Genomic DNA, 24,406 nt, shown 5'->3' on the forward strand with positions numbered 1-24,406 from the left:
CCTCGGCGCAAGCACTCTGCCGTCAAAAACGCCGCAGTAACAAGGTGTTACATCAACGGTTGAGGCATAACACTTTTTGGCTCGACACCCCCTGCCGCCGCCCATAAATTACCGTTCAAAGGCCGCCGGGATGACCCGCGTCGTGATATCAACGCGGCGTCTCTACCAGTCCCACGACAAGTCCATCGCAGCTCGAACGGTGGTCTTCAGGCAAGTCTTCGGGCATGAGAGTCACCAGGTGGACGGGTCGTCGAGAAGGAGGCACTGGGCGTGGGGCGCGGTCATCACTGCGCTGTGTTCGTTCGCCGTTGCAAAAGCGCCGGGCATGCCGCACGGCAGCGCCGCCGCCGGTCACGCGCAAGTCGCTCCAGACCGCGCAATGCATGGTCAAGCGCGCAACGGCGGCCATCAGTCCTACCGCACCTCTGCGGCAGGATCCGCGCGTAACCCGCTTCACGGGCGCAGCTATGTACTCTCGGGCGGCCCATACGCCGACGGCTTCAATGTCTATCGCCCCGGCATGCGGCGTGTGGCCGGACCGCCCGGTTATGCCGCCGACGACGGTGGCCGTCTGCAGTACGCCGGCGCCATTACGCCCGTCAGCGCCGAATCACGGTCGGTGCCACGGCCGCCACCCAATGGGCCCGTGCGTAGCGGGTCGATTCGCGCTGACGTCGCTCGCTACAACGAAGAACGCGGCTCCGCGCGGGCAACGCAGCGCTCCACCGGCGACCCGCGTCAAGCGGAAGGCTCGCCGTATCGCAACTAGCGGCTGCTTGCTCGCCGCTGAGCAAACGCCGGCGGGCATCCAGCCGGCAGGAGCCAGCCGGGAGCCGCGAACACCCACTCGCGAACAACCACCCCACCCGCCATCAACCGCCCGGCAGCGGCAATCACCCGCCAGCAACCGCCCGCCAGGCAACCACCCAGCAGCAATCACCCGCCAAAAACCTGCCGCGAGGACATAGCCGCGAACAGCCACCGGCGACGCCCTGGCCGGGAGCAAACATCCGCCAGCATCGCGGGGCGTGCCGCCGACAGACGTTGGCAATAAAGCGTGTTGTCACTCAGCCACGCCGGCCAAGACGTCACCCTTCTGCTTACCCCACCAAACGATCTCGTTCAGCATTCCTGCCGAACTCCTCTGCGTCCCCAACCGCCTGCGTTCGGTCGCGGCGCTCACGCATGCGCACGTCGTCCGAGCTTCGGGACCCACCCAATGTGACGTTTCGACGCCACACTTTTTTGAAAACGCTCGCAGGGAAAACCCCTGTCGTCGTCAAATCGGGGCGTTTCCAGCTCGGCGCCCATTTGCACGTCCGTCACATGCTCAGTCGCCGGGCCAGCATGGCGTTGGCGCCGCTAGTCCGTTGCGAGGGCTAGCGCCGCTCGCACAGGAAGTCCGCGGGCCGGGCCAATATCAGACCGATAAGCGACCAAACTAATCAGATCGCTATACCCGCAATAACCGCCCATATTTTTGTCCATAAAAATGGTCCGCAAAGATGGGTCCGCCCAGATTGGCTCGACGATCCAACGGACGATAACCCCTGCTTCGCGCGAGCCCCCTTTCGCACAGCCGCACCCTTTTCAAAAAAGACTGGAGAACCCATGAAAACAAGCATCAGCAGTGCGCTGAAGACCACCCTCAAGGCAACCGCGTGTGCCGCTTTGCTGGCCAGTGCATCGTCTGCTTTTGCGCAATCGAGTGTGCAGCTGTACGGTCAGGTCGACGAATGGGTCGGCGCGCAGAAATTCCCCGGGGGAAAGACCGCTGTGGTGGTGTCCGGCGGAGGCATGTCGACGTCATACTGGGGCATGAAGGGAACTGAGGATCTGGGCAACGGCTACAAGGCGATCTTCACGCTCGAAGGCTTCTTCCGCGCGCAGAACGGCCAGTACGGTCGCTTCACGGGCGACACTACGTTCTCGCGCAATGCTTACGTCGGAATCGAATCGCCGTATGGCACGGTGACCGCGGGCCGCCTGACCACGCCGCTGTTCGTCTCGACGATCCTCTTCAATCCGTTCGTCGACTCGTACGTGTTCTCGCCCATGGTCTATCACACGTACCTCGGTCTGGGTACGTTTCCGACCTACACGACCGATCAGGGCGTAACCGGCGACTCCGGCTGGAACAACGCGGTGTCGTATGCGTCGCCGAATTTCAGCGGCCTGTCGGCCACCGCGATGTACGCGCTCGGCAACACGACGCAGAACGGCGCGAAGAAGTGGAGCGGTCAGGTGCTGTACTTCCACGGCCCGTTCGCGGCGACCGCGGTCTACCAGTACGTGAACTTCAACAACGTGCCGGGCGACCTGGGCAGCTTCGAAACGTCGGGCGTCCCCGGACTGCGCAGCCAGAGCGTCGCGCAAGCGGGCGTGTCGTACGACCTGAAGTTCGTGAAGTTGTATGGCCAGTACATGTACACGTACAACAATCAGCAGGTCACGAGCTGGCACGTGAACACGGGACAAGGCGGCGTCACCGTGCCGTTCGGCCCGGGCTCGGTGATGGCCTCATATGCATATTCCCGTAACGGCGGCGGGTCCAACCAGACCCGGCAGACGGCCGCCATCGGCTACGACTACCCGTTGTCCAAGCGCACGGACGTGTACGCGGCGTACCTTTATGACCACATCACCGGTCAGTCGAGCGGCAACACGTACGGTGCGGGCTTGCGCGCGAAGTTCTAGGCGTTGCCTGGAAGCTGAGCGAGTGCGCCGGCTCCGGCCGCCCTCGCGGGCAAACGGGCGCCATAGCAAGCGCACACAGAAACGAGCATCAATTGCGAAGCCCGCCTTCCGTTGGAAAGCGGGCTTCGCCGCTTCTAGCCTCCGAGCCGTGCGGGTTTGCTGCCCCGCTCTTGATAAACCCGGCAAAATGGCGTCCATTGATTCCTCAGCGAGCGATTCGGATGGACACGCTGGTCAGCATGAAAGTGTTCCGCCATGTGGTGGAAGTCGGCAGCTTCGTCGGCGCGGCGCAGCGCATGGAGATGTCGGCGGCCATGGCGAGCAAGCATGTGATGCACCTCGAACAGCAGCTCGGCGCGCGCTTGCTGAACCGCACCACGCGGCGCGTTGCGCCGACCGAGGCGGGCCGCGAATACTACGAGCGGCTGAGCCAGGTGCTGACCGAACTCGACGAAGCGGAGCAGGCCGTCGGCGCGGCCAGCGTCGTGCCGCAAGGGCGCTTGCGGGTGTCGTCGCTCTCGGCATTCGGCTTGAGCCAGGTGATGGCCGCGGTGGCGGACTATGCCGCGCAGTACCCGCAAGTGACCGTCGACATCACCTTGTCCGACCGCGTGGTCGAACTGATCGACGAAGGCTTCGACGTCGCGATCCGCGCTTCGCCTGGCGGTCTGAAGTCGTCGTCGCTGATCGCGCGGCAGATCGCGACCGCGCACCTCGTGCTCTGCGCGTCGCCCGCCTATCTGCGGCGGCACGGCGTGCCCGCGAGCGTCGCCGATCTCGCCAACCACAACTACTTGCAGTACGCGGGCGTGTCGGCGCTCGAAGTCGCCACCGGCGACGCGTCGCCGCGCGTGCGCCTGTCAGGCAATCTGATCGTCAATCATCTGGAAGCGCAGCGCGTGATCGTGCTGCAGGGCGCAGGTATCGCGACGCTCGGCACCGAGGTGATCGGCGACGACCTGGCCGCGGGACGTCTCGTGCCGCTCCTCGTCGACGAATTGCCGCCGCGTGAATTGCCGATTCATGTGGTGTACGCGAGCCGGCGGCATCTGTCGGCCAAAGTGCGCTCGTTCGTCGATTTTCTGGCTGAGCGGTTCTCGAACGAATCGCTGTGGCCGTCTCTTGAGCAGATCAAGGCGTTGGCGGCGCGGTAGCTGACGCGCCGGAAGCCGGCGCGCGGGCAGGTGCGCGCGTGTTTGAGCGACGCGTTGGTGTTCATGCGCTGTCGAGAGCCGCCGAGCGCGCTTATCTCGTTCAGCAGCGCGGCCCAAAGCGCGGCAAGACCGGGCAGGGCACCGTGACCCGTTTCGCTATACTGGTTGCGAGCACCCACGCGTCACGATCTGGGGGAGACATGACCGATCTGTCCATGCCGCAGCGCGCGGGCGGCCACAAGCTGCCTGCGGGCCGGCGCCTGCGCTTTGTGACCGCCGCGGCACTGTTCGACGGCCACGATGCGTCGATCAACATCATGCGGCGCATCCTGCAGGCGAGCGGCGTCGAGGTGATCCATCTCGGCCACAACCGCTCCGTCGCTGAAGTCGCCACCGCCGCGCTGCAAGAGGACGCCGACGGCGTCGCCGTATCCAGCTACCAGGGCGGTCACAACGAGTATTTCCGCTATCTGGTCGACTTGCTGCGCGCGCGCGGCGGCGAGCGCATCAAGGTGTTCGGCGGGGGTGGCGGGGTAATCGTCCCCGAAGAGATCGCCGAACTCGAGCACTACGGCGTCGAAAAGATCTATTCGCCGCATGACGGTCAACGGCTGGGTCTGCAGGGGATGATCGACGACATGATCGCGCGCTGCCCGCAAGGCGCGCGCGCGGCGGCGGACGCGGAGCGGTTGACGTTGGACGAGCGGGTCGCGGGTCTGTTGGCGCGGCGGCTGCCGCGGTTCGAAGCCCGCGATGTGGAGCGTGCAGACGATAAGTTGCGCGCCGACGGTGGTTCAAGTCCGGACACCGCCAACACCGCCAACACCGCCGATCCCACCTTCCGCATGCTCGCGCAACTCATCAGCGCGTTCGAAGCACAGGCCGCCGATCCCACCCGCAGTTCAACCCTGTCTGCGCTCGCCCAAGCCGCCGCTGTTCCGGTCCTCGGCATCACCGGTACGGGCGGCGCCGGCAAATCGTCGCTCACCGACGAGCTGATCCGCCGTTTCCGGCTCGACTACGGCGACGCGCTCACCATCGCGGTGCTCGCAATCGATCCGTCGCGCCGCAAATCCGGGGGCGCGCTTCTGGGCGACCGCATCCGCATGAACGCGATCGGCGATTGGGGCAACGGCGCGCGCGTCTATATGCGTTCGATGGCGACGCGCGAAGCGTCGAGCGAACTCTCCGACGCGCTGCCCGACGCGCTGATGCTGTGCAAAGCGGCGGGCTTCGATCTGATCATCGTCGAGACGTCCGGCATCGGGCAGGGTGACGCGGCGATCGTGCCGTTCGTCGACGAATCGCTGTACGTGATGACGCCCGAGTTCGGCGCGGCGAGCCAGTTGGAGAAGATCGACATGCTCGACTTCGCGGATTTCGTCGCGATCAACAAATTCGATCGCAAAGGCGCGCAGGACGCGTTGCGCGACGTCGCCAAGCAGGTGCAGCGCAATCGCGCCGACTTCGCGAAATCGCCCGACGCGATGCCGGTGTTCGGCACCATCGCTTCGCGCTTCAACGACGATGGCGTGAGCGCGTTGTATCGGCACATCGCCGATGCGCTGCGCGCGCACGGGCTGCGCTCGGGGGACGGCCGTTTGTCCGCGCCGGAGGGTCTGCGCTTCTCGAGCGTCAGCCACGCGATCGTGCCGCCGGCGCGCGTGCGCTATCTGGCCGAGATTGCCCAGACAGTGCACGCCTACCGCGAGCGAGCCGATGCGCAAGCGCAAATCGCGCGCGAGCGTTGGCAACTGATTGAGGCGCGCCGCATGCTTGGCGAAGCGAGCGACGATGCGAAAGCGGACCCAAACGTGGGCCAACGCGTCGACGCGAAAATGGGCCGTACTGGCACAGAGCGCGTTGCAACTGGCACTGTCGGCACAACCGACCCAACCGACCCAACCGACCCAACCGACCCAACCGACCCAACCGGCGCAGCAGCCGAAGCCGCCGCAGCGACCGCACCCGCAACGCACGAAATCCGATCGTCCCTCGACACCCTGATCGCCCAGCGCTCCGCAGCGCTAGGCGAACGCGAACGCAAACTGCTCGACGCGTGGCCGCAAACCGTGGCTGCCTATTCCGGCACCGAGCACGTCGTGCGCATTCGCGACCGCGACCTTCGCACGGCGCTCACCGTGACGACACTGTCCGGGTCGGAAGTCCGCAAGGTGTCGTTACCGAAATTCGTCGACCACGGCGAAATCCTGCGCTGGCTGATGCTTGAGAATCTGCCCGGCTACTTCCCGTTTACCGCCGGCGTGTTTCCGTTCCGCCGCGAGAACGAAGACCCCACGCGCATGTTCGCCGGCGAGGGAGATCCGCAGCGCACCAACCGCCGCTTCAAACTGCTCTCCGAAGGCATGCCCGCCAAACGTCTTTCGACGGCGTTCGACTCGGTCACGCTGTACGGCGAAGAACCGCACGAGCGTCCGGACATCTACGGAAAGGTGGGCAATTCGGGGGTGTCGGTCGCGACGCTCGACGACATGAAAGCGCTCTACGACGGCTTCGACCTGTGCTCGCCGCAAACGTCGGTGTCGATGACGATCAACGGCCCCGCGCCGACCATCCTCGCGATGTTCTTCAACGTCGCCATCGATCAGCAGATTGCGCGCAGGCAAGTGCAACAGGGCCGCCCGCTCACGGAGGACGAACTCGTCGCGGCCCGCCGCGTGGCAATTGAGAACGTGCGCGGCACCGTGCAGGCCGATATCCTGAAGGAGGACCAAGGCCAGAACACCTGCATTTTTTCGACTGAATTCAGCCTGAAAGTGATGGGCGATATTCAGGCGTACTTCGTCGAGCACCGCGTGCGCAATTTCTATTCGGTGTCGATCTCCGGCTATCACATCGCCGAAGCCGGCGCGAATCCGATCTCGCAACTCGCCTACACACTGGCGAACGGCTTTACCTATGTCGAGGCCTATCTGGCGCGCGGCATGTCGATCGACGACTTCGCGCCGAATCTGTCGTTCTTCTTTTCGAACGGCATGGACCCCGAGTACACGGTGCTGGGCCGCGTCGCGCGGCGCATCTGGGCGATCGCGATGCGCGAGCGCTACGGCGCGAACGAGCGTAGCCAGAAGCTCAAGTATCACGTGCAGACTTCGGGCCGCAGCCTGCACGCGCAGGAGATCGACTTCAACGATATCCGCACCACGCTGCAGGCGCTGATCGCGATCTACGACAACTGCAATTCGCTGCATACCAACGCCTTCGACGAAGCCATCACCACGCCGACCGAGGACTCGGTGCGCCGCGCGGTCGCGATCCAGTTGATCATCAACCGCGAATGGGGGCTTGCGAAGAACCAGAATCCGAACCAGGGCAGTTTCGTGATCGACGAATTGACCGACCTGGTGGAAGAGGCCGTGCTTGCCGAATTCGACCGGCTGACCGAGCGCGGCGGCGTGCTCGGCGCGATGGAAACCGGTTATCAGCGCGGGCGCATCCAGGACGAGTCGATGCTGTACGAGCATCGCAAGCATGACGGCTCGTATCCGATTGTCGGCGTGAACACGTTCTTGAGTGCGCATCCGCATGAGGCGCCGCAGCCGATCGTGCTGGCCCGCTCCACCGACGCCGAAAAGCAGAGCCAGTTGCAACGTCTGCGCGCCTTCCAGGCGCGGCATCGCGAGGCGGCGCCCGCCGCGCTCGAACGTCTGAAGCGCGCGGTGATCGACGACGCCAACGTATTCGCGGTGTTGATGGACGTGGTGCGCGTGTGTTCGCTCGGGCAGATCACGCACGCGCTCTTCGAGGTGGGCGGACAGTACCGCCGCAACATGTAGGCGGGCGCGTTGGCCGTTGTCAGCGCGAAGCGTGGCCCGCAATTCCCAGGCGCGCCTTCGCATCGTCGTATTCCTTCGACAAACGCTGCACTAGCTCGCTCACGCTCGGGATATCGTCCATCAGGCCGACGCCTTGGCCTGCGCCCCAGATGTCTTTCCACGCCTTCGCCTTGTCGCCGGCGAAATTCATCTTGCTCTTGTCCGACTCAGGCAGTGCGTCCGGGTCCAGCCCCGCATTCAGAATGCTCTCGCGGATGTAGTTGCCGTGCACGCCGGTAAACAAGTTCGTATAGATGATGTCCGACGCCGTGGAGTTGACGATCGCCTGCTTATAGCTGTCGACCGCGTGCGCCTCTCTGGTCGCGATGAAGCGCGTGCCCATGTACGCGAGGTCCGCGCCCATTGCCTGGGCGGCGAGAATCGAACCGCCGTTGGCGATGGAGCCGGACAGCACGATCGGGCCGTCGAAGATGCGCCGCACCTCGCCGACCAGCGCGAACGGCGAGGTCGTGCCCGCATGTCCGCCCGCGCCCGATGCCACGAGGATCAGACCGTCGACGCCCGCGTCCAGCGCCTTTTGCGCGTGCCGCAGGTTGATCACGTCGTGCAGCACGATGCCGCCGTAGCTATGCACGGCGTCGACGATCTCGCGGGCGGGCGCGCGCAGGCTCGTGATGAAAATCGGCACCTGGTGTTCGACACACACGCGAACGTCGTGCTCCAGCCGCGTATTCGACTGATGGACGATCTGATTCACGGCGATGGGCCCAATGAGCGCAGCGGGGTTGGCCGCCTTGTGCTCGGCGAGTTGCCCCTGGATTTGGGAAAGCCATTCGTCGAGCAGTTCAGCGGGGCGCGCATTGAGCGCGGGGAACGAGCCGACGATCCCGGCCTTGCACTGGGCCAACACCAGTTCCGGGTAGCTGACGATGAACATGGGCGAAGCGACGACGGGCAGCGCAAGGTTTTGCAGGACGGCGGGCAATGCCATAGTGCGAGTCTCCTGATCTGGACGAGCCGGTGCCAGCTTGAGCGCCCGGCGTTGAGTGTTGAGTGTTGAGTGTTGAGTGAGTTTAGCGGCACACGGGTTGCGGCGTATCGCAGTGGACGGTTCGCACTGGGATGATCCTCGCCGGCCTCGGCCGAAGCCGTTCCGCTGTTTAAGAACGATCGTTCGATTATAGGCTAAGGGCACAGAATGCGCCCGCGGTTTGGCTTCGAATGGTTGGAAGGAGTGTTCGGGTTCAATGCGTGCGTGGGTTGCACCACCCCGTGCATGCATTCGCGGCCCCTACAATGCAGTCAGTGATCAATGACCTGGAGACAGACGCCATGGCCTTCGAGGATTTCACGCCCTTTCGCGTTGCCTTGGACGACGTCGATATCTTCGGAATGAAGGGCGGATCGGGGCCGCCTCTTCTGCTGCTGCATGGGCATCCGCAATCGCATCTGATCTGGCATCGTTGCGCCGCGCAATTGGCTGCACATTTCACCGTGATCGCGACGGATCTGCGTGGCTATGGTGCATCGGGCAAACCGCCGAGCGACGCCACCCACATGCCGTATTCCAAACGCACGATGGCCGCCGATCAGGTCGCGGTGATGCGCCATTTCGGCTTCGCGAGATTTCTCGTATGCGCGCACGATCGTGGTGCGCGCGTCGCGCATCGGATGGCGCTGGATCATGCGGACGCTGTCGAGCGTCTGATGCTGCTCGACATCGCGCCGACGCTCGCCATGTACGAAGCCACCGACCGCACGTTCGCGACGCACTACTTCCACTGGTTCTTTCTCATCCAGCCCGAGCCGTTGCCCGAAACGCTGATCGGCATGAACCCGGCCGCCTATGTCGATGCGGTGATGGGCAGTCGCCACGCGGGCCTTGCGCCATTCGAGCCTGCCGCACTCGAAGCCTATCGCGCCGCACTCGCTCAGCCGGGCGCCGTGCATGCGATGTGCGAGGACTACCGCGCGTCGGCGAGCATCGACCTCGAACACGATCGTGCCGACATCGAACGCGGGGCGAAGATCGGCTGTCCGCTGCGCATACTGTGGGGCGATCAAGGCGTGATCGAGAAGTGCTTCGACGCGCTCGCCGAATGGCGCCAGGTTGCGCGCGATGCCAGCGGTCGCGCGCTGCCGTGCGGACATTACATCCCGGAAGAGGCGCCGGACGAACTGCTTGCCGAAATGCTGTCGTTCTTCGCAGCGGTCGAACGGTAATAGTCAGTCCGTCGCTCTTTTCATGCGCTGTCGCAAGGCGAGCCAGTGCGCGCCGTTTAGCCGGGCGGCGGCAAGCGGCGCTCGAGCGGCGTCGTCTTGACGATCGCGGTGCTGGTCTCCGCGCGCTCGGTGACTCTATCCGGTGGTGGCGATCGTCGTCGATCGCGTCGCCTTTGGGCAGAGCCTCGCGTGGATTCAGGTGCTGGGCGCAGCGCTGATTCTGCTGGCAGCTGCGGGCGTCAACCTCGGCTAGCGGATCGTGCCGCAGAAACGTTTTTCGTCGACATAACGAACGCGGTGTCTATTTGCGCAGCGAAAATGATCTGGATTCCAAATTAATTTGCGCGGGCTATGGGATCTGTTGTGCGATTATTGTTCATATTCGGGGACCCATTGCACACAAGCGGCGCTACGTGCGGTTTTACACCACCGAAGGGGGCGCAAGCTTCCGTAGGGAAATCACCGATGCGGTCAAAAATCCGCCACGCGTATCATTCATAGCGACGCTGATCACGTCCGACAAAATTTCCGCCGCTCGCCTTGATGGTCGAGCGGTTTTCTTTTTTTGGGGCGAGGTTTTTGTGCGCCGCTGGTCGTTGCGGCACTATCACGCACCGGCGCGTCATACGAGGCGCGCGACGATCAGCGTGCCATCCGTTTGCAGCGGTCCATTTTTCGCCACCAACTCGCCGACGATCTCCTTCACCAGCGCAGGCCATTGACGGCGCGGCTCGAGCATCGACGCGGCGGCGCGCATGACGGCGGCGCCGTCGAGCATGTGCAGCAGCGCGTCCCAGCGCATCGCGCGCACTTCCAGAAGCTTGAACACGATCAGCACCTTCAAGGCGTTCCTCGCATTGCGCGTGGGATCGGCGCGCAGCCACGCGACGCGCGAAAAGGCCCGCTCCAGCGCCTGTTCCACGTTCGTGAACGGCGCACCGTGGCCTGGGATTACGACGCGCACGTCTAGCGTCGCAATCGCGTCGAGCACGGCCTGTTGTTCGGCGAACCCGCTTTCGCCTTGCAACTCGGGAAAAATGACACCGAAACCGTTTTCCCACAGTGCGTCCGCGCTGATCAGGATGCGCTCGTGCGCGCAGTACAGCATCAGCGAATGCGGATCGTGACCGGGCGCGCCGAGTACCTGCCAGTCCAGCTCGCCCAGCCGCAGTTGCGCGCCGGGCAGAAGCGTGCCGGTGAAGTCGAAGCGCTCGCAAGCCTGACCGGTCGCGCGGAAAGTGAGGCGCGCTTCGTCCCAGTCGCGCACGGCGTCGGCTTGCGCGGCGGGAATCATGGTGCGGCATCGCCAGGTCGCCTGCAACAGCGCATTGCCGCCGCAATGGTCCGAATGCAGATGCGTGTTGACGATCAGATCGAGCGGCCGTGCGCCGAGCATCTGCCGCAGCAGCGCGAGCGTTTGCGGCGCGTGCGTCGCATAGCCGGTGTCGACGAGCGCAGCGCAGGCGTCGTCGACCAGCAGCACGTTGTTCGACGAAAGCCAGCCACGTTCGAACACGCGGACGGATTCCGGCAGCGTGATCATGACGCGGCGTTCCGTGCGTTCGCGCGCTCGGATGCTTCAGGCTTGGGCATCACCAGAATGGTGGAGCTGCCGATCAACACCATCTCGCCGCGCTGATTGATCACCATGCCTTCGAGGTGTGTCAGATCGCCGTTCAGGCTCGGCTTCCAGTACGCGTCACGCACGCGCCAGCGGATGGTCAGCGAGTCGTTTGCATGGACGGCCTTCTTCAGCTTGATATCGAACTCGAGGCCGAGCGGTTGCGCGTAGGTCGAGAAATGCGTCGCGAGCAGCGCCATGAAATGCGCGGTGGGCTGCGTGCCGGATGCAATCAGACCGCCGAAGCGGCTTTGCGCGGCATAGCTTTCGTCGTGGTGCAACGGGTTGAGATCGTTGACGAGCGTGGCGAACGATTTGACCGAGTCCGCCGACAACTCGAACGTCGAGCTGAACGTCTCGCCGATCTCGACGATGCGCGGCGGCGCGTTCATCGTTTTGCCCTGCTACGATCCGCCGGCCACTGCGCGTGGCGCAGCGCGAGGGCGTCCCATACCGCGCGCTTCTCGCGGTCGTCGAACAGCGACCAGCCGGCGATCTCCTCGATGGTGCGCAGGCAGCCTTCGCACCAACCGGTCGATGCATCCATCGTGCACACGCCGATGCAAGGCGATGACACGGCGCCGTGTTCGTCTGAGTGATGCATGCGTGCGCTCATCGTGTCACGCCGTCTCGCGCAGTGCCACGTCCGCGACTGGCGCGCCCGTCAACGCGATCAACTCCTGCGCGGTAAGGTGGAACACCGCATGCGGATGACCTGCGGCGGCCCACAGGCTGTCGAGCGCGAGCAGGTCGGCGTCGATCAGCGTGAGCGGTTCAGTGGCGTGGCCGATCGGGCACACACCGCCAATCGCATAGCCCGTCTTTTCGCGGACGAACTTCGCGTCCGCCCGGCCGATCGCGCCGACCCGCGCGGCCACCTTCTTTTCGTCGACGCGATTCGCGCCGCTTGCGATCACCAGCACCGGCGCATCGTCGTCGCGGCGGCGAAACAGGATCGACTTGGCGATCTGCGCCACCGAGCAGCCGAGTCCGGCCGCGGCTTCAGCGGAAGTCTTGCCGGTCTCCGGCAGCATCACGACTCGCCCTACGTGACCGCGTTCGCGCAACAACTGAGCGACGCGGCGTGCCGAGTCGGGCAGCGCGGTGAGATCGTCGGATTCGCGGGACAAGTGGTCGGTCATCGCTTCAGGTCCTGATTGAGAGTGGGATATGTTCAACGAGCGGGCGAGGTGCAATCGATACATGCCCGGTGCGCCGGGCGGACATGCTCAAACGCAGTTGGCCGCTTCGCTGCGCGCCTTCGCGAGCAGCGCTTTACCGGCGCGCGACACGTTGGGGCGGCCGATCTGCGTCGAGATGAAGTCGCCGATCGCCACGACCTGCGCGAGATCGATGCCGGTCTCGATGCCGAGCCCATTCATCAGATACAGCACGTCTTCAGTCGCGACGTTGCCGGTCGCGCCCTTCGCATACGGGCAGCCGCCGAGCCCGGCCACCGACGCGTGATAAATCTCGATGCCTTCCTGCAACGCCGCGTAGATATTCGCGAGCGCCTGGCCGTAGGTGTCGTGGAAGTGGCCCGATAGACGCTCACGCGCAAACACGCGGGTCACCGCTTCGAATACTTCGCGCGTGCGCTTCGGCGTGCCCACGCCGATCGTATCGGCGATATCGATTTCATCGCAGCCGAGCGCCGCGAAGCGCTCGACCACATCCACCACCGAGGCGACCGGCACCTCGCCCTGATACGGGCAGCCGAGCGAGCACGACACGCTGCCGCGAATTCGCAGGCCATGCTGCTTCGCGGCGGCCGCGACCGGCGCGAATCGATCGATGCTTTCCGCGATGCTGCAATTGATGTTCTTCTGCGAGAACGCCTCACTGGCGGCGCCGAAGATCACGATCTCATCGGCACGTGCGGCGAGCGCGCCTTCGAAGCCGCGCAGGTTCGGCGTCAGCACCGAGTAGAGCGTGCCCGGCCGGCGTTCGATACCGGCCATGACGTCCGCGCCGTCGGCCATCTGCGGCACCCACCTGGGCGACACGAACGAGGCCGCCTCGACATTGCGGAAACCCGCCGCGGACAAGCGGTTGATCAACTCGATCTTGATGGCGGTCGGCACGAATTCTTTTTCGTTCTGCAGTCCGTCGCGCGGACCGACTTCGACGATCTTCACTTGCTGCGGTAAGGCCATGATCTGTCTCCTGCCGCGCGTGGCGGCGCTTTTTGCGCTATTTGAATTGGCGGGTTCATTGCGCGGGTTCAATCGGGTTCGCTGCCATCAGTAGCCGCGTTCGAGATTCACCACGCCGCCAACTGTCTCGCCCCGCATGAGTGCTTTGATTTTCCGCGCAACCTGTTCGACGCTTTCTTCGCGCAGTGTCAGCGCGGACATGTGCGGCGTGATAGTGATGCGCGGCGTTTGCCAGAACGGATGATCGGCGCGCAACGGCTCGTCGCGAAACACGTCGAGCGTGGCGGCGGCAAGCTGGCCGCTCGCGAGCGCGTCGAGCAGGTCCGCTTCGACCAGATGGCCGCCGCGCGCGACGTTGATCAGATACGCGCCGCGCGCGAGCTTCGAGAAGGTCCGCGCGTTCAACACGTCGTGGGTATCCGGCGTATGCGGCAACAGATTCACCAGCACCTTCACGCCGTCGAGAAACGCGTCGTATTGAGCGGCGCCGGCGAACGTGGTGATGCCGTCGATCTGCCGCGCGCTACGGCTATAGCCGCGCACCGGCAGGCCGAACGCCGCCACCGCTTGCGCCACCTGAGCGCCGAGCACGCCCAGGCCGAGCACGCCGACCGTAAAGGTTTCGCGCGGATGCGGATCGAGCACTTGCCAGCGGCGTTCGTTTTGCAGCGTCTGATATTCGTCGAAACGGCGCAGGTAACGCAGCACTGCGTGGGTCACATACTCGGCCATTTGCGGACCCATGCCGGTGTCTTCAAGGCGGATCAACTGGGCATTGCGCGGCAGTGTGCCGGGTTGCTCGTGTTCGAGCGCGAGGAGCGCATCGACGCCCGCGCCGAGATTGAAAACGGCGCGCAGGTCGTCGCGGCCGGCCAGCATGTCATGCGGCGGACGCCACACGATCGCGAAATCGGCGGGTGCGGTGTCGCCCGGCTGCCATTCGCGCAGATCGGCCTCGGGCAACGCGCGCGCGAAGTCGTGCAACCATTGGTCGGCGTCGGTCTGCGGTAGGTAGAAGAGGATTTTCATACGTTCGAGAAGGCGCACGCGTTGTCGGGTCGGCGGACGACGAAGCCCCGTCGCAACGGCTGCGGCACTTCTGACGACGCTCGCTGCATGAGGCCTCCTCACTCCAAGGATAGGCCTCATTCTACTTTTTCGACGCCGATCGCGCGCGTTTGCGCACGAGCGTACGGCATCGCGGTCCGCGTGCCCGCCGAGGCGTGCCGTGTTTGCCACGACTTGTCCACGGTTTGGCGATAACCAAAGCACAAAAACCTGGTTCGTCTGCGCGACTCGCCGCGAGACAATGGCTGCCCGGTTTCCCGTGATGAGGCACCTATGCTTTCATGCACCAGATCGACATGGCCGCCCCGGCTCGTCACCGTGCCGGGCCTGCACGGCAGCGACGGCGCGCACTGGCAAACGTGGCTTGAGCGGCAGTTTGCGCGCTCGCTGCGGGTCGAACAGGCCGACTGGGATGCGCCGGATATCGCGTGCTGGGCGCAGTCGCTGCGCGACCTGCTCGCGCGCGAGCGCGGCCCGTTCGTACTCGCCGCGCATAGCTTCGGCTGCCTCGCGACGGCGCATGCTTTGCAGCAGGCGTCCGATGCGAAGAATGTGGTCGGCGTGCTGCTCGTGGCGCCCGCGAGCCCACAGAAATTCGCATTCGCGGGATCGTTCGACGCGCGCCGTCTCGGGGTGCCGTCGATCCTGATCGGCAGCGAAACGGACCCGTGGATGCCGCTCGCCGGCGCGCGCAATCTTGCGCAGCGTTTCGGCAGCGCGTTCGTCAATCTCGGCGACGCGGGCCACATCAACACCGCGGCCGGTTTCGGCCCATGGCCGCGCGCCAGGTATTTCGTCGATACGCTCGTGCATCGCGCGGCGCCGCTGCGCTTTCGCGAGGCGGCGTTCGAGGCCGCGCAGCGCGCGTTCGCGTGATTGATGCGCTCAGTTCGACGCCGCGGGCCTATCGCAGCCGTGTTCACAGCCGCTCTTATCCATCGGCATCTGCTGCGCCGCTTCGGCACGCATCCCCAGGCGCGCCAGCAGTGCCCGGTCGGCTTCGGCCTGCGGATTGCTGGTGGTCAGCAACTGGTCGCCGTAGAAAATCGAGTTTGCGCCGGCGAGGAAGCACATTGCCTGCAATGCTTCGTTCATCTGCTCGCGGCCCGCCGACAGACGCACCATCGCCTTCGGCATCGTGATGCGCGCAATCGCAATGGTGCGCACGAATTCGAACGGGTCGATCGCTTCAGTGCCGGTGAGCGGCGTGCCTTCCACCTGCACCAGGTTGTTGATCGGCACCGATTCCGGATACGGCTCCATGTTCGCCAGTTGCGCGATCAGCCCCGCACGTTCGCGGCGCGATTCACCCAGCCCGACGATCCCGCCGCAGCATACGTTGATGCCCGCGTCGCGCACGCGTTCGAGCGTGTCCAGACGGTCCTGATAAGTGCGCGTCGAGATGATCTGGCCGTAGAACTCGGGCGACGTGTCGAGGTTATGGTTGTAGTAATCGAGGCCCGCTTCGCGCAGACCTTGCGCCTGATGGGCTTCCAGCATGCCGAGCGTCACGCAGGTCTCCAGACCCATCGCCTTGACGCCGCGAATCATGTCCTTGATCGGTTCAAGGTGGCGGTCTTTCGGATTGCGCCACGCGGCGCCCATGCAAAAGCGCGTCGCGCCGTTTTCTTTCGCGACCTTGGCGGCGGCGAGCACGTCGTCGACCGGCATCAGCTTGTCCGCTTGCAGGCCCGTATCGTGATGCACCGACTGCGGACAGTACGCGCAGTCTTCCTCGCAGCCACCGGTCTTGATCGACAGCAGCGTCGAGAGTTGCACGGTGTTCGCGTCGAAATGCTCGCGGTGCGTTTGCTGCGCGCGGAACATCAAGTCGTTGAACGGCAGTTCGTACAACGCGACGATGTCGGCAACGCGCCAGCGCGCGAGCCGCTGTGCGCGGCTTGCTGCGGAGTTGGCATCGTGGCTCACGTCGGCGGGCGCGGGAGCGATGTTCAGTTGCGTCATGGGTCGATCCTCATGAATGAATGTGATGTGATTTAGTACTGCGTATGGTGATGCGTCTCGCGCAGCGTCTGCAAAAGCCGGTCGATGTCGAGCTTGTCGGCCGCGAGCTCTGGCGAAGGCGGACTCAGATGCGGCACGCTGCCGAGCAGCGGTGCAGCGTATTCGTGTGCCAGATGCTCGCGGATGGACGCGATGTTTTCGTCGGCAAACGTCATGTCCGGATCGATGCGGTTCGCGACCCAGCCGGCCAGCGTGAGCCCGCGCGCGGCGATGGCTTCCGCAGTGAGCCGCGCATGGTTGATGCAGCCGAGGCGCATGCCGACCACCAGCACGACCGGCAGCTTCAGCGCAACCGCGAGGTCGGCGGTGTCCTGCGTCGGGGTGAGCGGCACGCGAAAGCCGCCGACACCTTCCACCACCACGACCTGTGCGCGCTGCACGGCCTGTGCATGACACGCGACGATGTGCTCCAGGTCGAATGTGACGTTTTCCAGCGCGGCCGCGATGTGCGGCGCGGCCGGTTCCTTCAGCAGGTACGGCGTGCGCAGCGTCGGCGGCAGCAGCACGTTGGACCCGGCGTCGAGTTGATCCGCGTCCTCGTTGTGCAGCACGCCGTTCAGTTCGAATGCGCCGGCGGCGATCGGTTTCATCGCGGCGGCCTGCAGGCCTGCGCGAACGAAGCCGCGCAACAGTGCGGTGGACACGAAGGTCTTGCCGATTTCGGTGTCGGTCCCGGTGACGAACAGCGACAGCGCGGGTGGATTCGCGAGCGTCATGCGGCGTTGGCTCCGAGTTGTTGCAAGCCGGCTTCGAGCCGGTCGAGGTCCGCGTGCGAGTGCGCGGCGGACAGCGAAATGCGCAAACGCGAGGTGCCGGCCGGCACGGTCGGCGGCCGGATCGCGGGCACCCAGAGCCCCGCGCGATCCAGCGTGGCAGCGACCTCGAGCGTCGCCTCGTTCGCGCCGATGATGAGCGGCTGCACGGCGGTGTGCGAATCGACTGGAATCCACGGCGTCGCTTTCAGCATGGCGCGCGTGCGCTCGATCAACTGTTGAAGATGCGCGCGCCGCGCGTCGCCCTCGTCGCTGCCGATGATGCGCAGGCTCGCCGACACCGCATGCGCGGCCGCAGGCACCGACGCCGTCGTGAAGATGTACGGACGCGCGCGCTGCACGAGCCATTCGATCACGGTGCCATGCGCCGCGACGAACGCGCCCGACACGCCCGCTGCCTTGCCGAGCGTGCCGATCGAAATCAGGTTCGGCGAACGCAGCGCGGCTTGCGCGATCGCGCCGCGGCCCTGCGGGCCCAGCACGCCGAAGCCGTGCGCGTCGTCGACGATCAGCCACGCGCCGTGCCGCTCCGCGAGTTCCAGCAGACGCGGCAGCGGGGCGACGTCGCCGTCCATGCTGAACACGGTATCGGAGACGATCGCCTTCACGTTTGCGTCGGAGGCGTCGAGCATCGCGCTCAGCGCGTCCATGTCGCAGTGCGGATAGATCTGCACGTCGGCCCGCGACAGACGCGCGCCGTCGATCAGCGACGCATGGTTCAGCGCGTCCGAGAACAGCGTCGTGCCGCGTCCCGCGAGCGCGGTGAGCGTGGCCAGATTCGCCATGTAGCCGGTGCTGAAGTAGAGCGCACGCGGCGCATCCACGAAGCCGCCGGCGAACTCGGCCAGATCGTCTTCGAGTTGCGCATGCGCGCGCGAATGGCCCCCGAGCAGATGCGAACCCCCGCTGCCCGCACCGTAGCGCCGCGCGCCTTCGGCGATCGCTTCGATCAGCTGCGGATGCGCGGCAAGGCCGAGATAGTCGTTGCTGGCGAAGCCGATGATCGAGCGGCCGTCCACGGTCATGTGCGCGGCGCACGGCGTGTCGGCGGTGCGGCGGCGCCGCCGCAGGCCGCGCTCGTCGATTTCGTTCAGCCCTTGGGCGAGTGTGTCCAGCAAATGCATTAGCGGGTCTCCGCGAGCGTGGCTTCGAAAGTCTCACGAGTGCGCGATGCGAGCAGCGCGAGTTCTTCGTCGTCGAGAATGTATGGGGGCATCAGATAAACCGTGGTCGCAATGGGGCGCAGCAGCAGTTCGCGCTGCAACGCGTTTTCAAAGAAGCGGCGCGAGAAACTCCTGGCATGCGCGGGGTCGTCGATCACGGCGTCGAACGCGAAGATCGTGCCGCACTGACGCAGATTGCGGACCTGTTCGTGTTCGGCGAGCGGCGCAAGTGCGCCCTTCAGTTGTGCCGACTTTTGCGCGTTGCTGGTAAGGACGTTGTCGCTTGCGAACAGATCGAGCGTAGCCAGCGCCGCGCGGCAAGCGAGCGGGTTGCCGGTGTAGGAGTGCGAATGCAGGAAGCCACGGGCAAAGTCGTCGTGATAGAAAGCGGCGAAGATTTCATCGCGCGACAGCACGATGGAAAGCGGCAAATAGCCGCCGCTAATACCCTTGGACAGACACAGGAAGTCCGGCCAGATGCCGGCTTGCTCGCACGCGAAGAAAGTGCCGGTGCGCCCGCAACCGACGGCGATTTCATCGGCGATCAGATGCACGCCGTGTTGATCGCATAGCGCGCGCAGACCGGTGAGGTATGACGCGTCGTGCATGGCCATGCCGGCTGCGCACTGCACGAGCGGCTCGACGATCAGCGCGGCGATTCGCGCGGCGCGCGCTTCAAACAGCGAGCGAACCTGATCCAGCGCGCGGCGTGCAACATCGGCGGCCGATTCGCCGGGCTGCGCAACCCGGGCGTCCGGCGACGCCACGACGTGCGCATGGCGAATCAACGGATCATAGGCGTCCTTGAACAGCGCGACATCCGTCACGCCCAGCGCGCCGATGGTCTCGCCGTGGTAGCTGTTGGCGATGCAGACGAATTCCTGCTTGTCCGCGAAACCGCGATTGCGCCAGGTGTGGAAGCTCATCTTCAGCGCGATTTCGACGGCGGATGCGCCGTCCGACGCGAAGAACGCATGGCCGAGCGTGTTGCCGGTGAGCGCGCTCAGGCGCTCGGAGAGTTCGATGGCCGGCTCGTGCGTGCAACCCGCGAGCATCGCGTGCTCGAGCGTGTCGAGCTGGTCTTTCAATGCCGCGTTGATGCGCGGGTTCGCGTGACCGAAGAGGTTGACCCACCACGAGCTGATGCCGTCCAGATAGCGACGACCGGCGCGATCATAGAGCCACGCGCCTTGGCCGCGCGCGACGGGGACGAGCGGCAAGCGCTCGTGGTGCTTCATCTGCGTGCACGGATGCCACACGGCACGCAGGCTGCGGGCCACCCAGTCTTCAGAGGCGGCTGAGGATGCGGCTGGTTTTTCCAACGGGTACTCCAGGGTGCGTCAGGGTGCTTGGGTTGCCGCTGCGCGGGCTGGCTTTTAGGGCCGTTTCCGGCGCGCTGCGCGCATCGTTTTGCGGCGCTGCGCGCGCTTTCGCGGGGCGTGTGGGGTCGAGATTAGCGGTTTATCTGGCGCTGTGCACTAGTGCCTGAAGAGCCGATTTCGCTTGCGCCGTTGGGGTTCGGCGCGGTTCGGCGCAGGTCGTTTCTGTTCGGTCGCAAAGGTCGCTGATGGGCGCAGTTGACGACGGCAAAGTAGTGGGCGGTTGTGGGCGGGAATCGGAGCGAGCGGCGCGTTTTTAAGCCGGTGCGATGAAAAGCAACAGCGACGAAACGGGCGTCGCTCTCGTCGCACGACGATAACGCCCCGACGCTTTGCAGCAGCTTTTCAGATGGCAGATTGGACGATGGCAACAACACCCGAGCCGTCGCTTATCGGCGCCAGCGACAGATGAAAGGAGAACAAAGCTTGGAGATTTCGACGCCACGAATGCGGCGGATATGAGCGCGGCCGCAGGCACACGCAATAACGCAGGGACACGCCTGGTGATACTCGCGCGCAAGCCGCGACGATTGCTTCGTGCCGATCACGCGCGACGTGCGCGATCGGTGCACGGCGCTAGATCCGGGCCCTCATTCACTCGCGACTGGCAATTGCCGGCCGTCCTTGCGCGTTGCCGGCTGAGCCTTGCGTACCGTCGGCCGCCGTCTGCGTAGACTGCGTGCCCCAAACCACCGAGTTGTCCACCGCGTACAACCGGCAAGGGTCCGAGCTCTGCTTCTGGCAATTGGCGATCGCCACCGACATCGGGTTATCTCCCCCCTCGGCCCACGACCACGCACCCGAATCCGACACCGCAAACGCGCGGCTTGGGTACTGATGCAGGAAGTTCCGATACCCGCTGCGCCCGGCTTCATCGAGGAACGGCACGGCGTCGACCGCATCGAGCGCGGCGAAGCCACTCGCCTTCGGCGCCGAAGGATCGGCGACCCGATACTGCACGCCGGTCGGCATGCCCACGCGAGCCAGGAAGGCTTCGACGGCCGGCCACCACACTCGCACGCCGTCGCGGTCCCCGACCAGCCGATGCGCATCGTTCTTGTAGCTGCCGAAATCGACCATCCGCGCGGCCGCACCGTGCGCGCCGTACGCCGAGTACATGGCAGTCACGAGCGGCGCGCTCCACACCGAATCATTGTCGCCGTACATCCACAGCGACGGGACCTTGGTCTTCTCGCCGTAGGCGCCGAAAGCGCGCGTCAGATTGCCCTGCCAGTCGGTGCAGGCGTCCTGCCGCAGGCCGCCCGAGAAGTTGATCAACGCCCGCACGCCCGGGGCCGCCTCGGTGCCGTAGGCCATCGTCGCAAGGCCGCCATGCGAAGTGCCGGCCACGACGATATGCGCGGCGTCCACGTAAGGTTGCTTCGACATGTAGCTGATCGTGGCCGCGACGTCGCCCGCCTGCCCAAGGCCGTTGCGTTCGATGTCGCAACCGTCCTGCTGATACACGCCGTCGGAATTAGCGAAGCCCTGGCGGTTCGGCGCGACCACGACGTAGCCGCGGCGCACGAATTCGCGCGCGAGCGGTAGCGGATCGCTGCGTTCCTGCGCGTGCGGGTCGCCGGGAATCTTGCCGTGGTTGAACACGATCATCGGAAATGGGCCCGCGCCGTCCGGCTTGTAGATCGTCGTTTCCAGCGTAACCTTGCCGTCGGCGTCCACCGGCACGCGGATGATCTGTTCGTTCAGGCGCGCGGTCGGCAAGTAGACGTCGTCGTCGAGCGCGATACGCGGCACGTGCGCGCGGGTCAGCGGTCCCGCCTGCGTGTCGGCGAGCGGGTCGGCGTGCGCGACTGCGACAGCGAACGCAGCCGCTGCACAAATCACCGCATACCTCGTCACAAACTTGCTGAGCACCATTCACGTACCTGCTGGAAGACCTGCGCTGAACACCGTGATGTCTGTTTGCCGCAACCGCGCTGACGTTCGCCTTTCGTCCGCGGTTTTCGACACACAAAAACCCATCCGCGTACGCAGTGCGCGAAGCGCACGTACGCCAATCGAGATCGCACGAGATGAACCCAAACGGCCGACGCGACCCCACGCGCCGATGATGAGCGCCACTGATGCTGCCCGGAACCGCCGCCGCACCCACTATGTGCTAATCGGCAGGGCCCCTGCGCATTTTGCGGAGCCGGTATCGATCCGCTCTCGCCAAGTGACGTCATGAAGCTACCGCCACATCCTGGCACGACAAATTTGTTTTGTGCAATCAAGGAGAACCCGCGCCGCAAAAATTGCGTGCCCAGTCAAGGACATCCGTCGGGCTTTGGACAAGCATCGAACGGGGGCCATAGTGTCCCGACTTTTTGGGGTAATTCCGGCGGAAAACGCGGCGTGCTAACGATCGATGGGTCTTCAACGGACGCCGCGTACCGCGACGATTCTTTCAGTCGAACTATCGGCCGCTTGAAAATGAAAGGAAGCACAGAAAAATCTGGAGTGATTCTAAGGCGGGGAAACAGAAGTGAAGGGAGTGCTTAAGGGTCCTTGCAAGCCGGGTGCCGTGGCGCGTGTTCGCGTATTCGCTGGCTCGGGTCATGATCCTGGCTGCGCCGACGCTCTGGCAGGAAAGGATCGTCGCGGCTCCCTGGAAGCGCGCTGAGCGCGTATTGGATCGTCGGTGCGCCTCGGCTTGTCCCGCGTAGACGATGGGTGCGGTCGCTGCCCTCAAGGGACAGTAGCGCGTGGACAGCGCATTGCGCGCCGCTGCGTCGTCAGAGCCTATCAACGGGCAGGGCGACGGATCACGCGCTAGTCGCCGACCTCGCCATCGACATAGCGCCAGCGCCCGTCATCGCCGCGCACGAAGCGGCTCAGCTCGTGCAACCGGTGCGCGCGCCCGGCCAACTTGTATCGCGCGACGAATTCGACGCTCGCGTGATCGGCGTCCGTTTCAGCGAAGGCTTTTATCTGCAGTCCTAGCCAACGCGGCGCGCCGGGCGACGCGGGGTCCGCGTCGAGATCGGCGGGGCAGGTTTGCGGCGCCCAGGTGGCGCGCAGATATTCCGTTGCGCCGACGACGTAAGCGCTGTAACGCGAACGCATCAGTTCGAGCGCACGCGGTGCGGCCTCGCCGCCGTCGATATAGCGGCCGCAGCATTGCGCGAAGCGGGGTGCCTTGGCGCCATTGCGCTGGCCGGGCGCGGCGCCGCCGCAAGGGCAGTCGGACGGTCGTTGCAGGGTATCCATCGAGCTCAGTTCAGACCGCGCGCAATCAGGATTTTCTGGATGTCGCTGGTGCCTTCGTAAATCTGGCACACGCGCACGTCGCGATAAATCCGCTCGACCGGGAAGTCGGTCAGATAGCCGTAGCCGCCGTGAATCTGCAAGGCCGCCGAACAGATGCGCTCGGCCGCTTCCGACGCAAACAGCTTGGCCATGGCCGCTTCGGTCAGGCACGGCTGGCCGGCGTCTTTGAGCGCCGCTGCGTGCCAGATCAGTTGACGCGCGGCTTCCAGTTGCGTCGCCATGTCGGCGAGACGGAATTGCACCGCCTGGTGAGAAAACAGCGCCGCGCCGAAGCTCTCGCGCTCCTTCGCGTAGCTGAGCGCGGCCTCGAACGCGGCGCGCGCCATGCCGACGCTCTGCGCCGCAATGCCGATACGCCCGCCTTCGAGCCCCGACAGCGCGATCCGGTAGCCTTCGCCCGGCGCGCCGATCAGGTTCGCGGCCGGCACGCGGCAGTCTTCGAAAATGATCTGTGCCGTATCCGACGAGTGCTGGCCGAGCTTGTCCTCGACGCGCGCGACCACGTAGCCTTTCGCATCGGTCGGCACGATGAACGCGCTGATGCCGCGCTTGCCCGCCGTCTTGTCGGTCACGGCCATCACGATCGCGACGTTGCCGTTCTTGCCGCTCGTGATGAACTGTTTGACGCCGTTCAGCACATACGAGTCGCCGTCGCGCGTCGCGGTGGTGCGCAGCGCGGACGCGTCGGAGCCGGCTTGCGGTTCGGTCAGGCAAAACGCGCCGAGCATCTCGCCGCGCGCGAGCGGCGTCAGCCAGTCGCGTTTCTGCGCGTCGTTTCCGTAGGTCAGCAGGATGCTGCACACCGGGCAGTTGTTGACTGAGATGGCCGTCGAGGTGCCGCCGTCGCCCGCGGCAATCTCTTCGAGAATCAGCGCCAGCGCCAGCGCATCCATGCCGGCGCCGCCATAGGCTTCGGGCACCAGCACGCCGTACGCGCCGAGTTCCGCGAGCTGCCGGTGCACGTCGCGTGGAAAGGTGCGCTCGCGGTCCCACGCAGGCGCATACGGTGTGATCGCTTCGCGCACGAAACTACGCAGCGCGTCGCGGACCATCAGGTGATCCTGGTCCAGCACCATGAAG

General features: G+C 65.1%; 20 protein-coding genes and 2 pseudogenes. 7 read left to right on the plus strand and 15 right to left on the minus strand.

Translation table 11 applies throughout. From position 1 onward, the window contains the following. Nucleotides 1-130 precede the first annotated feature (130 nt). The 4 genes from ABQJ48_RS21190 to ABQJ48_RS21205 all read left to right on the plus strand — a co-directional run bounded on the left by ABQJ48_RS21190 (nt 131) and on the right by ABQJ48_RS21205 (nt 7,648). On the plus strand, nt 131-769 hold the full coding sequence (locus tag ABQJ48_RS21190; protein WP_367839959.1) for a hypothetical protein: 639 nt from the start codon (nt 131-133) through the stop codon (nt 767-769). Between the two features lie 842 nt (nt 770-1,611). After that, entirely contained in the window at nt 1,612-2,697 is a 1,086-nt protein-coding gene (locus tag ABQJ48_RS21195; RefSeq protein WP_367839960.1) for a porin, read from the plus strand. A gap of 221 nt (nt 2,698-2,918) precedes the next feature. Further along, nucleotides 2,919-3,851, plus strand: a complete 933-nt coding sequence (locus tag ABQJ48_RS21200; RefSeq protein WP_367839961.1) for a LysR family transcriptional regulator — start codon at nt 2,919-2,921, stop codon at nt 3,849-3,851. A 200-nt stretch (nt 3,852-4,051) separates the two neighbouring features. Beyond that, a complete protein-coding gene (locus tag ABQJ48_RS21205; protein ID WP_367839962.1) occupies nt 4,052-7,648 on the plus strand; it encodes a methylmalonyl-CoA mutase family protein in 3,597 nt (1,198 codons plus the stop codon). A gap of 19 nt (nt 7,649-7,667) precedes the next feature. On the opposite strand, the gene ABQJ48_RS21210 is transcribed toward ABQJ48_RS21205, so the two are convergent. Beyond that, the gene (locus ABQJ48_RS21210) at nt 7,668-8,639 is read right to left on the minus strand and encodes an NAD(P)H-dependent flavin oxidoreductase (RefSeq protein ID WP_367839963.1); all 972 of its coding nucleotides are present in this window, start codon (nt 8,637-8,639) and stop codon (nt 7,668-7,670) included. Nucleotides 8,640-8,980: 341 nt separating this feature from the next. Between ABQJ48_RS21210 and ABQJ48_RS21215 the strand changes: the two genes are divergently transcribed. Beyond that, complete coding sequence (locus tag ABQJ48_RS21215) at nt 8,981-9,871, plus strand: alpha/beta fold hydrolase (RefSeq protein ID WP_367839964.1); 891 nt, start codon at nt 8,981-8,983, stop codon at nt 9,869-9,871. Nucleotides 9,872-9,927: 56 nt separating this feature from the next. Here ABQJ48_RS21215 and ABQJ48_RS21220 read toward each other — a convergent pair. Next, nucleotides 9,928-10,008, minus strand: a pseudogene (locus ABQJ48_RS21220) (Lrp/AsnC family transcriptional regulator); the annotation flags it as partial. On the opposite strand from ABQJ48_RS21220, the pseudogene ABQJ48_RS21225 reads away from it, so the two are divergent. Beyond that, nucleotides 10,005-10,124 (plus strand): annotated as a pseudogene (locus tag ABQJ48_RS21225) (EamA family transporter); the annotation flags it as partial. The pseudogenes ABQJ48_RS21220 and ABQJ48_RS21225 sit on opposite strands and share 4 nt — an antisense overlap. A 369-nt stretch (nt 10,125-10,493) precedes the next feature. Here ABQJ48_RS21225 and ABQJ48_RS21230 read toward each other — a convergent pair. The 6 genes from ABQJ48_RS21230 to ABQJ48_RS21255 all read right to left on the minus strand — a co-directional run bounded on the left by ABQJ48_RS21230 (nt 10,494) and on the right by ABQJ48_RS21255 (nt 14,677). Beyond that, on the minus strand, nt 10,494-11,414 hold the full coding sequence (locus ABQJ48_RS21230) for an MBL fold metallo-hydrolase (RefSeq protein ID WP_367839965.1): 921 nt from the start codon (nt 11,412-11,414) through the stop codon (nt 10,494-10,496). Continuing rightward, nucleotides 11,411-11,884: a MaoC family dehydratase gene (locus ABQJ48_RS21235; RefSeq protein ID WP_367839966.1), complete on the minus strand. Its 474-nt coding sequence runs from the start codon at nt 11,882-11,884 to the stop codon at nt 11,411-11,413. The genes ABQJ48_RS21230 and ABQJ48_RS21235 overlap by 4 nt, the downstream gene beginning before the upstream one ends. Then, nucleotides 11,881-12,108 (minus strand): DUF1289 domain-containing protein, encoded by a 228-nt coding sequence (locus ABQJ48_RS21240; RefSeq protein ID WP_367839967.1) that lies wholly within the window; start codon nt 12,106-12,108, stop codon nt 11,881-11,883. The genes ABQJ48_RS21235 and ABQJ48_RS21240 overlap by 4 nt, the downstream gene beginning before the upstream one ends. A gap of 4 nt (nt 12,109-12,112) precedes the next feature. Further along, nucleotides 12,113-12,634, minus strand: a complete 522-nt coding sequence (locus ABQJ48_RS21245; RefSeq protein WP_367839968.1) for a YbaK/EbsC family protein — start codon at nt 12,632-12,634, stop codon at nt 12,113-12,115. A gap of 87 nt (nt 12,635-12,721) precedes the next feature. After that, nucleotides 12,722-13,648: a hydroxymethylglutaryl-CoA lyase gene (locus ABQJ48_RS21250; protein WP_367839969.1), complete on the minus strand. Its 927-nt coding sequence runs from the start codon at nt 13,646-13,648 to the stop codon at nt 12,722-12,724. Between the two features lie 87 nt (nt 13,649-13,735). Further along, nucleotides 13,736-14,677 carry a 2-hydroxyacid dehydrogenase gene (locus ABQJ48_RS21255; RefSeq protein ID WP_367839970.1) on the minus strand — a complete coding sequence of 314 codons (942 nt, stop codon included), beginning with the start codon at nt 14,675-14,677 and terminating at the stop codon, nt 13,736-13,738. A 312-nt stretch (nt 14,678-14,989) separates the two neighbouring features. On the opposite strand from ABQJ48_RS21255, the gene ABQJ48_RS21260 reads away from it, so the two are divergent. Continuing rightward, nucleotides 14,990-15,592, plus strand: coding sequence for an RBBP9/YdeN family alpha/beta hydrolase (locus ABQJ48_RS21260; protein WP_367839971.1), 603 nt, complete (start codon nt 14,990-14,992; stop codon nt 15,590-15,592). 9 nt (nt 15,593-15,601) lie between these two features. Here the strand turns inward: ABQJ48_RS21260 and bioB are convergent, their stop codons facing one another. The 7 genes from bioB to ABQJ48_RS21295 all read right to left on the minus strand — a co-directional run bounded on the left by bioB (nt 15,602) and on the right by ABQJ48_RS21295 (nt 24,402). Next, nucleotides 15,602-16,681: a biotin synthase BioB gene (bioB, locus tag ABQJ48_RS21265; protein WP_367839972.1), complete on the minus strand. Its 1,080-nt coding sequence runs from the start codon at nt 16,679-16,681 to the stop codon at nt 15,602-15,604. Between the two features lie 32 nt (nt 16,682-16,713). Continuing rightward, nucleotides 16,714-17,457, minus strand: coding sequence for a dethiobiotin synthase (bioD, locus tag ABQJ48_RS21270; protein ID WP_367839973.1), 744 nt, complete (start codon nt 17,455-17,457; stop codon nt 16,714-16,716). Further along, a complete protein-coding gene (gene bioF / locus ABQJ48_RS21275; RefSeq protein WP_367839974.1) occupies nt 17,454-18,638 on the minus strand; it encodes an 8-amino-7-oxononanoate synthase in 1,185 nt (394 codons plus the stop codon). Before bioF ends, bioD begins: the two co-directional genes overlap by 4 nt. Further along, entirely contained in the window at nt 18,638-19,999 is a 1,362-nt protein-coding gene (bioA, locus tag ABQJ48_RS21280; protein WP_367839975.1) for an adenosylmethionine--8-amino-7-oxononanoate transaminase, read from the minus strand. Before bioA ends, bioF begins: the two co-directional genes overlap by 1 nt. Before the next feature lie 651 nt (nt 20,000-20,650). Continuing rightward, complete coding sequence (locus ABQJ48_RS21285) at nt 20,651-21,934, minus strand: dienelactone hydrolase family protein (protein ID WP_367839976.1); 1,284 nt, start codon at nt 21,932-21,934, stop codon at nt 20,651-20,653. Between the two features lie 894 nt (nt 21,935-22,828). After that, nucleotides 22,829-23,266, minus strand: coding sequence for a YchJ family protein (locus ABQJ48_RS21290; RefSeq protein ID WP_367839977.1), 438 nt, complete (start codon nt 23,264-23,266; stop codon nt 22,829-22,831). A 5-nt stretch (nt 23,267-23,271) separates the two neighbouring features. Continuing rightward, on the minus strand, nt 23,272-24,402 hold the full coding sequence (locus tag ABQJ48_RS21295; protein WP_367839978.1) for an acyl-CoA dehydrogenase family protein: 1,131 nt from the start codon (nt 24,400-24,402) through the stop codon (nt 23,272-23,274). Nucleotides 24,403-24,406: the final 4 nt, after the last annotated feature.

It is taken from the genome of Paraburkholderia suaedae (genome assembly GCF_040812055.1).
GTDB lineage: Bacteria > Pseudomonadota > Gammaproteobacteria > Burkholderiales > Burkholderiaceae > Paraburkholderia.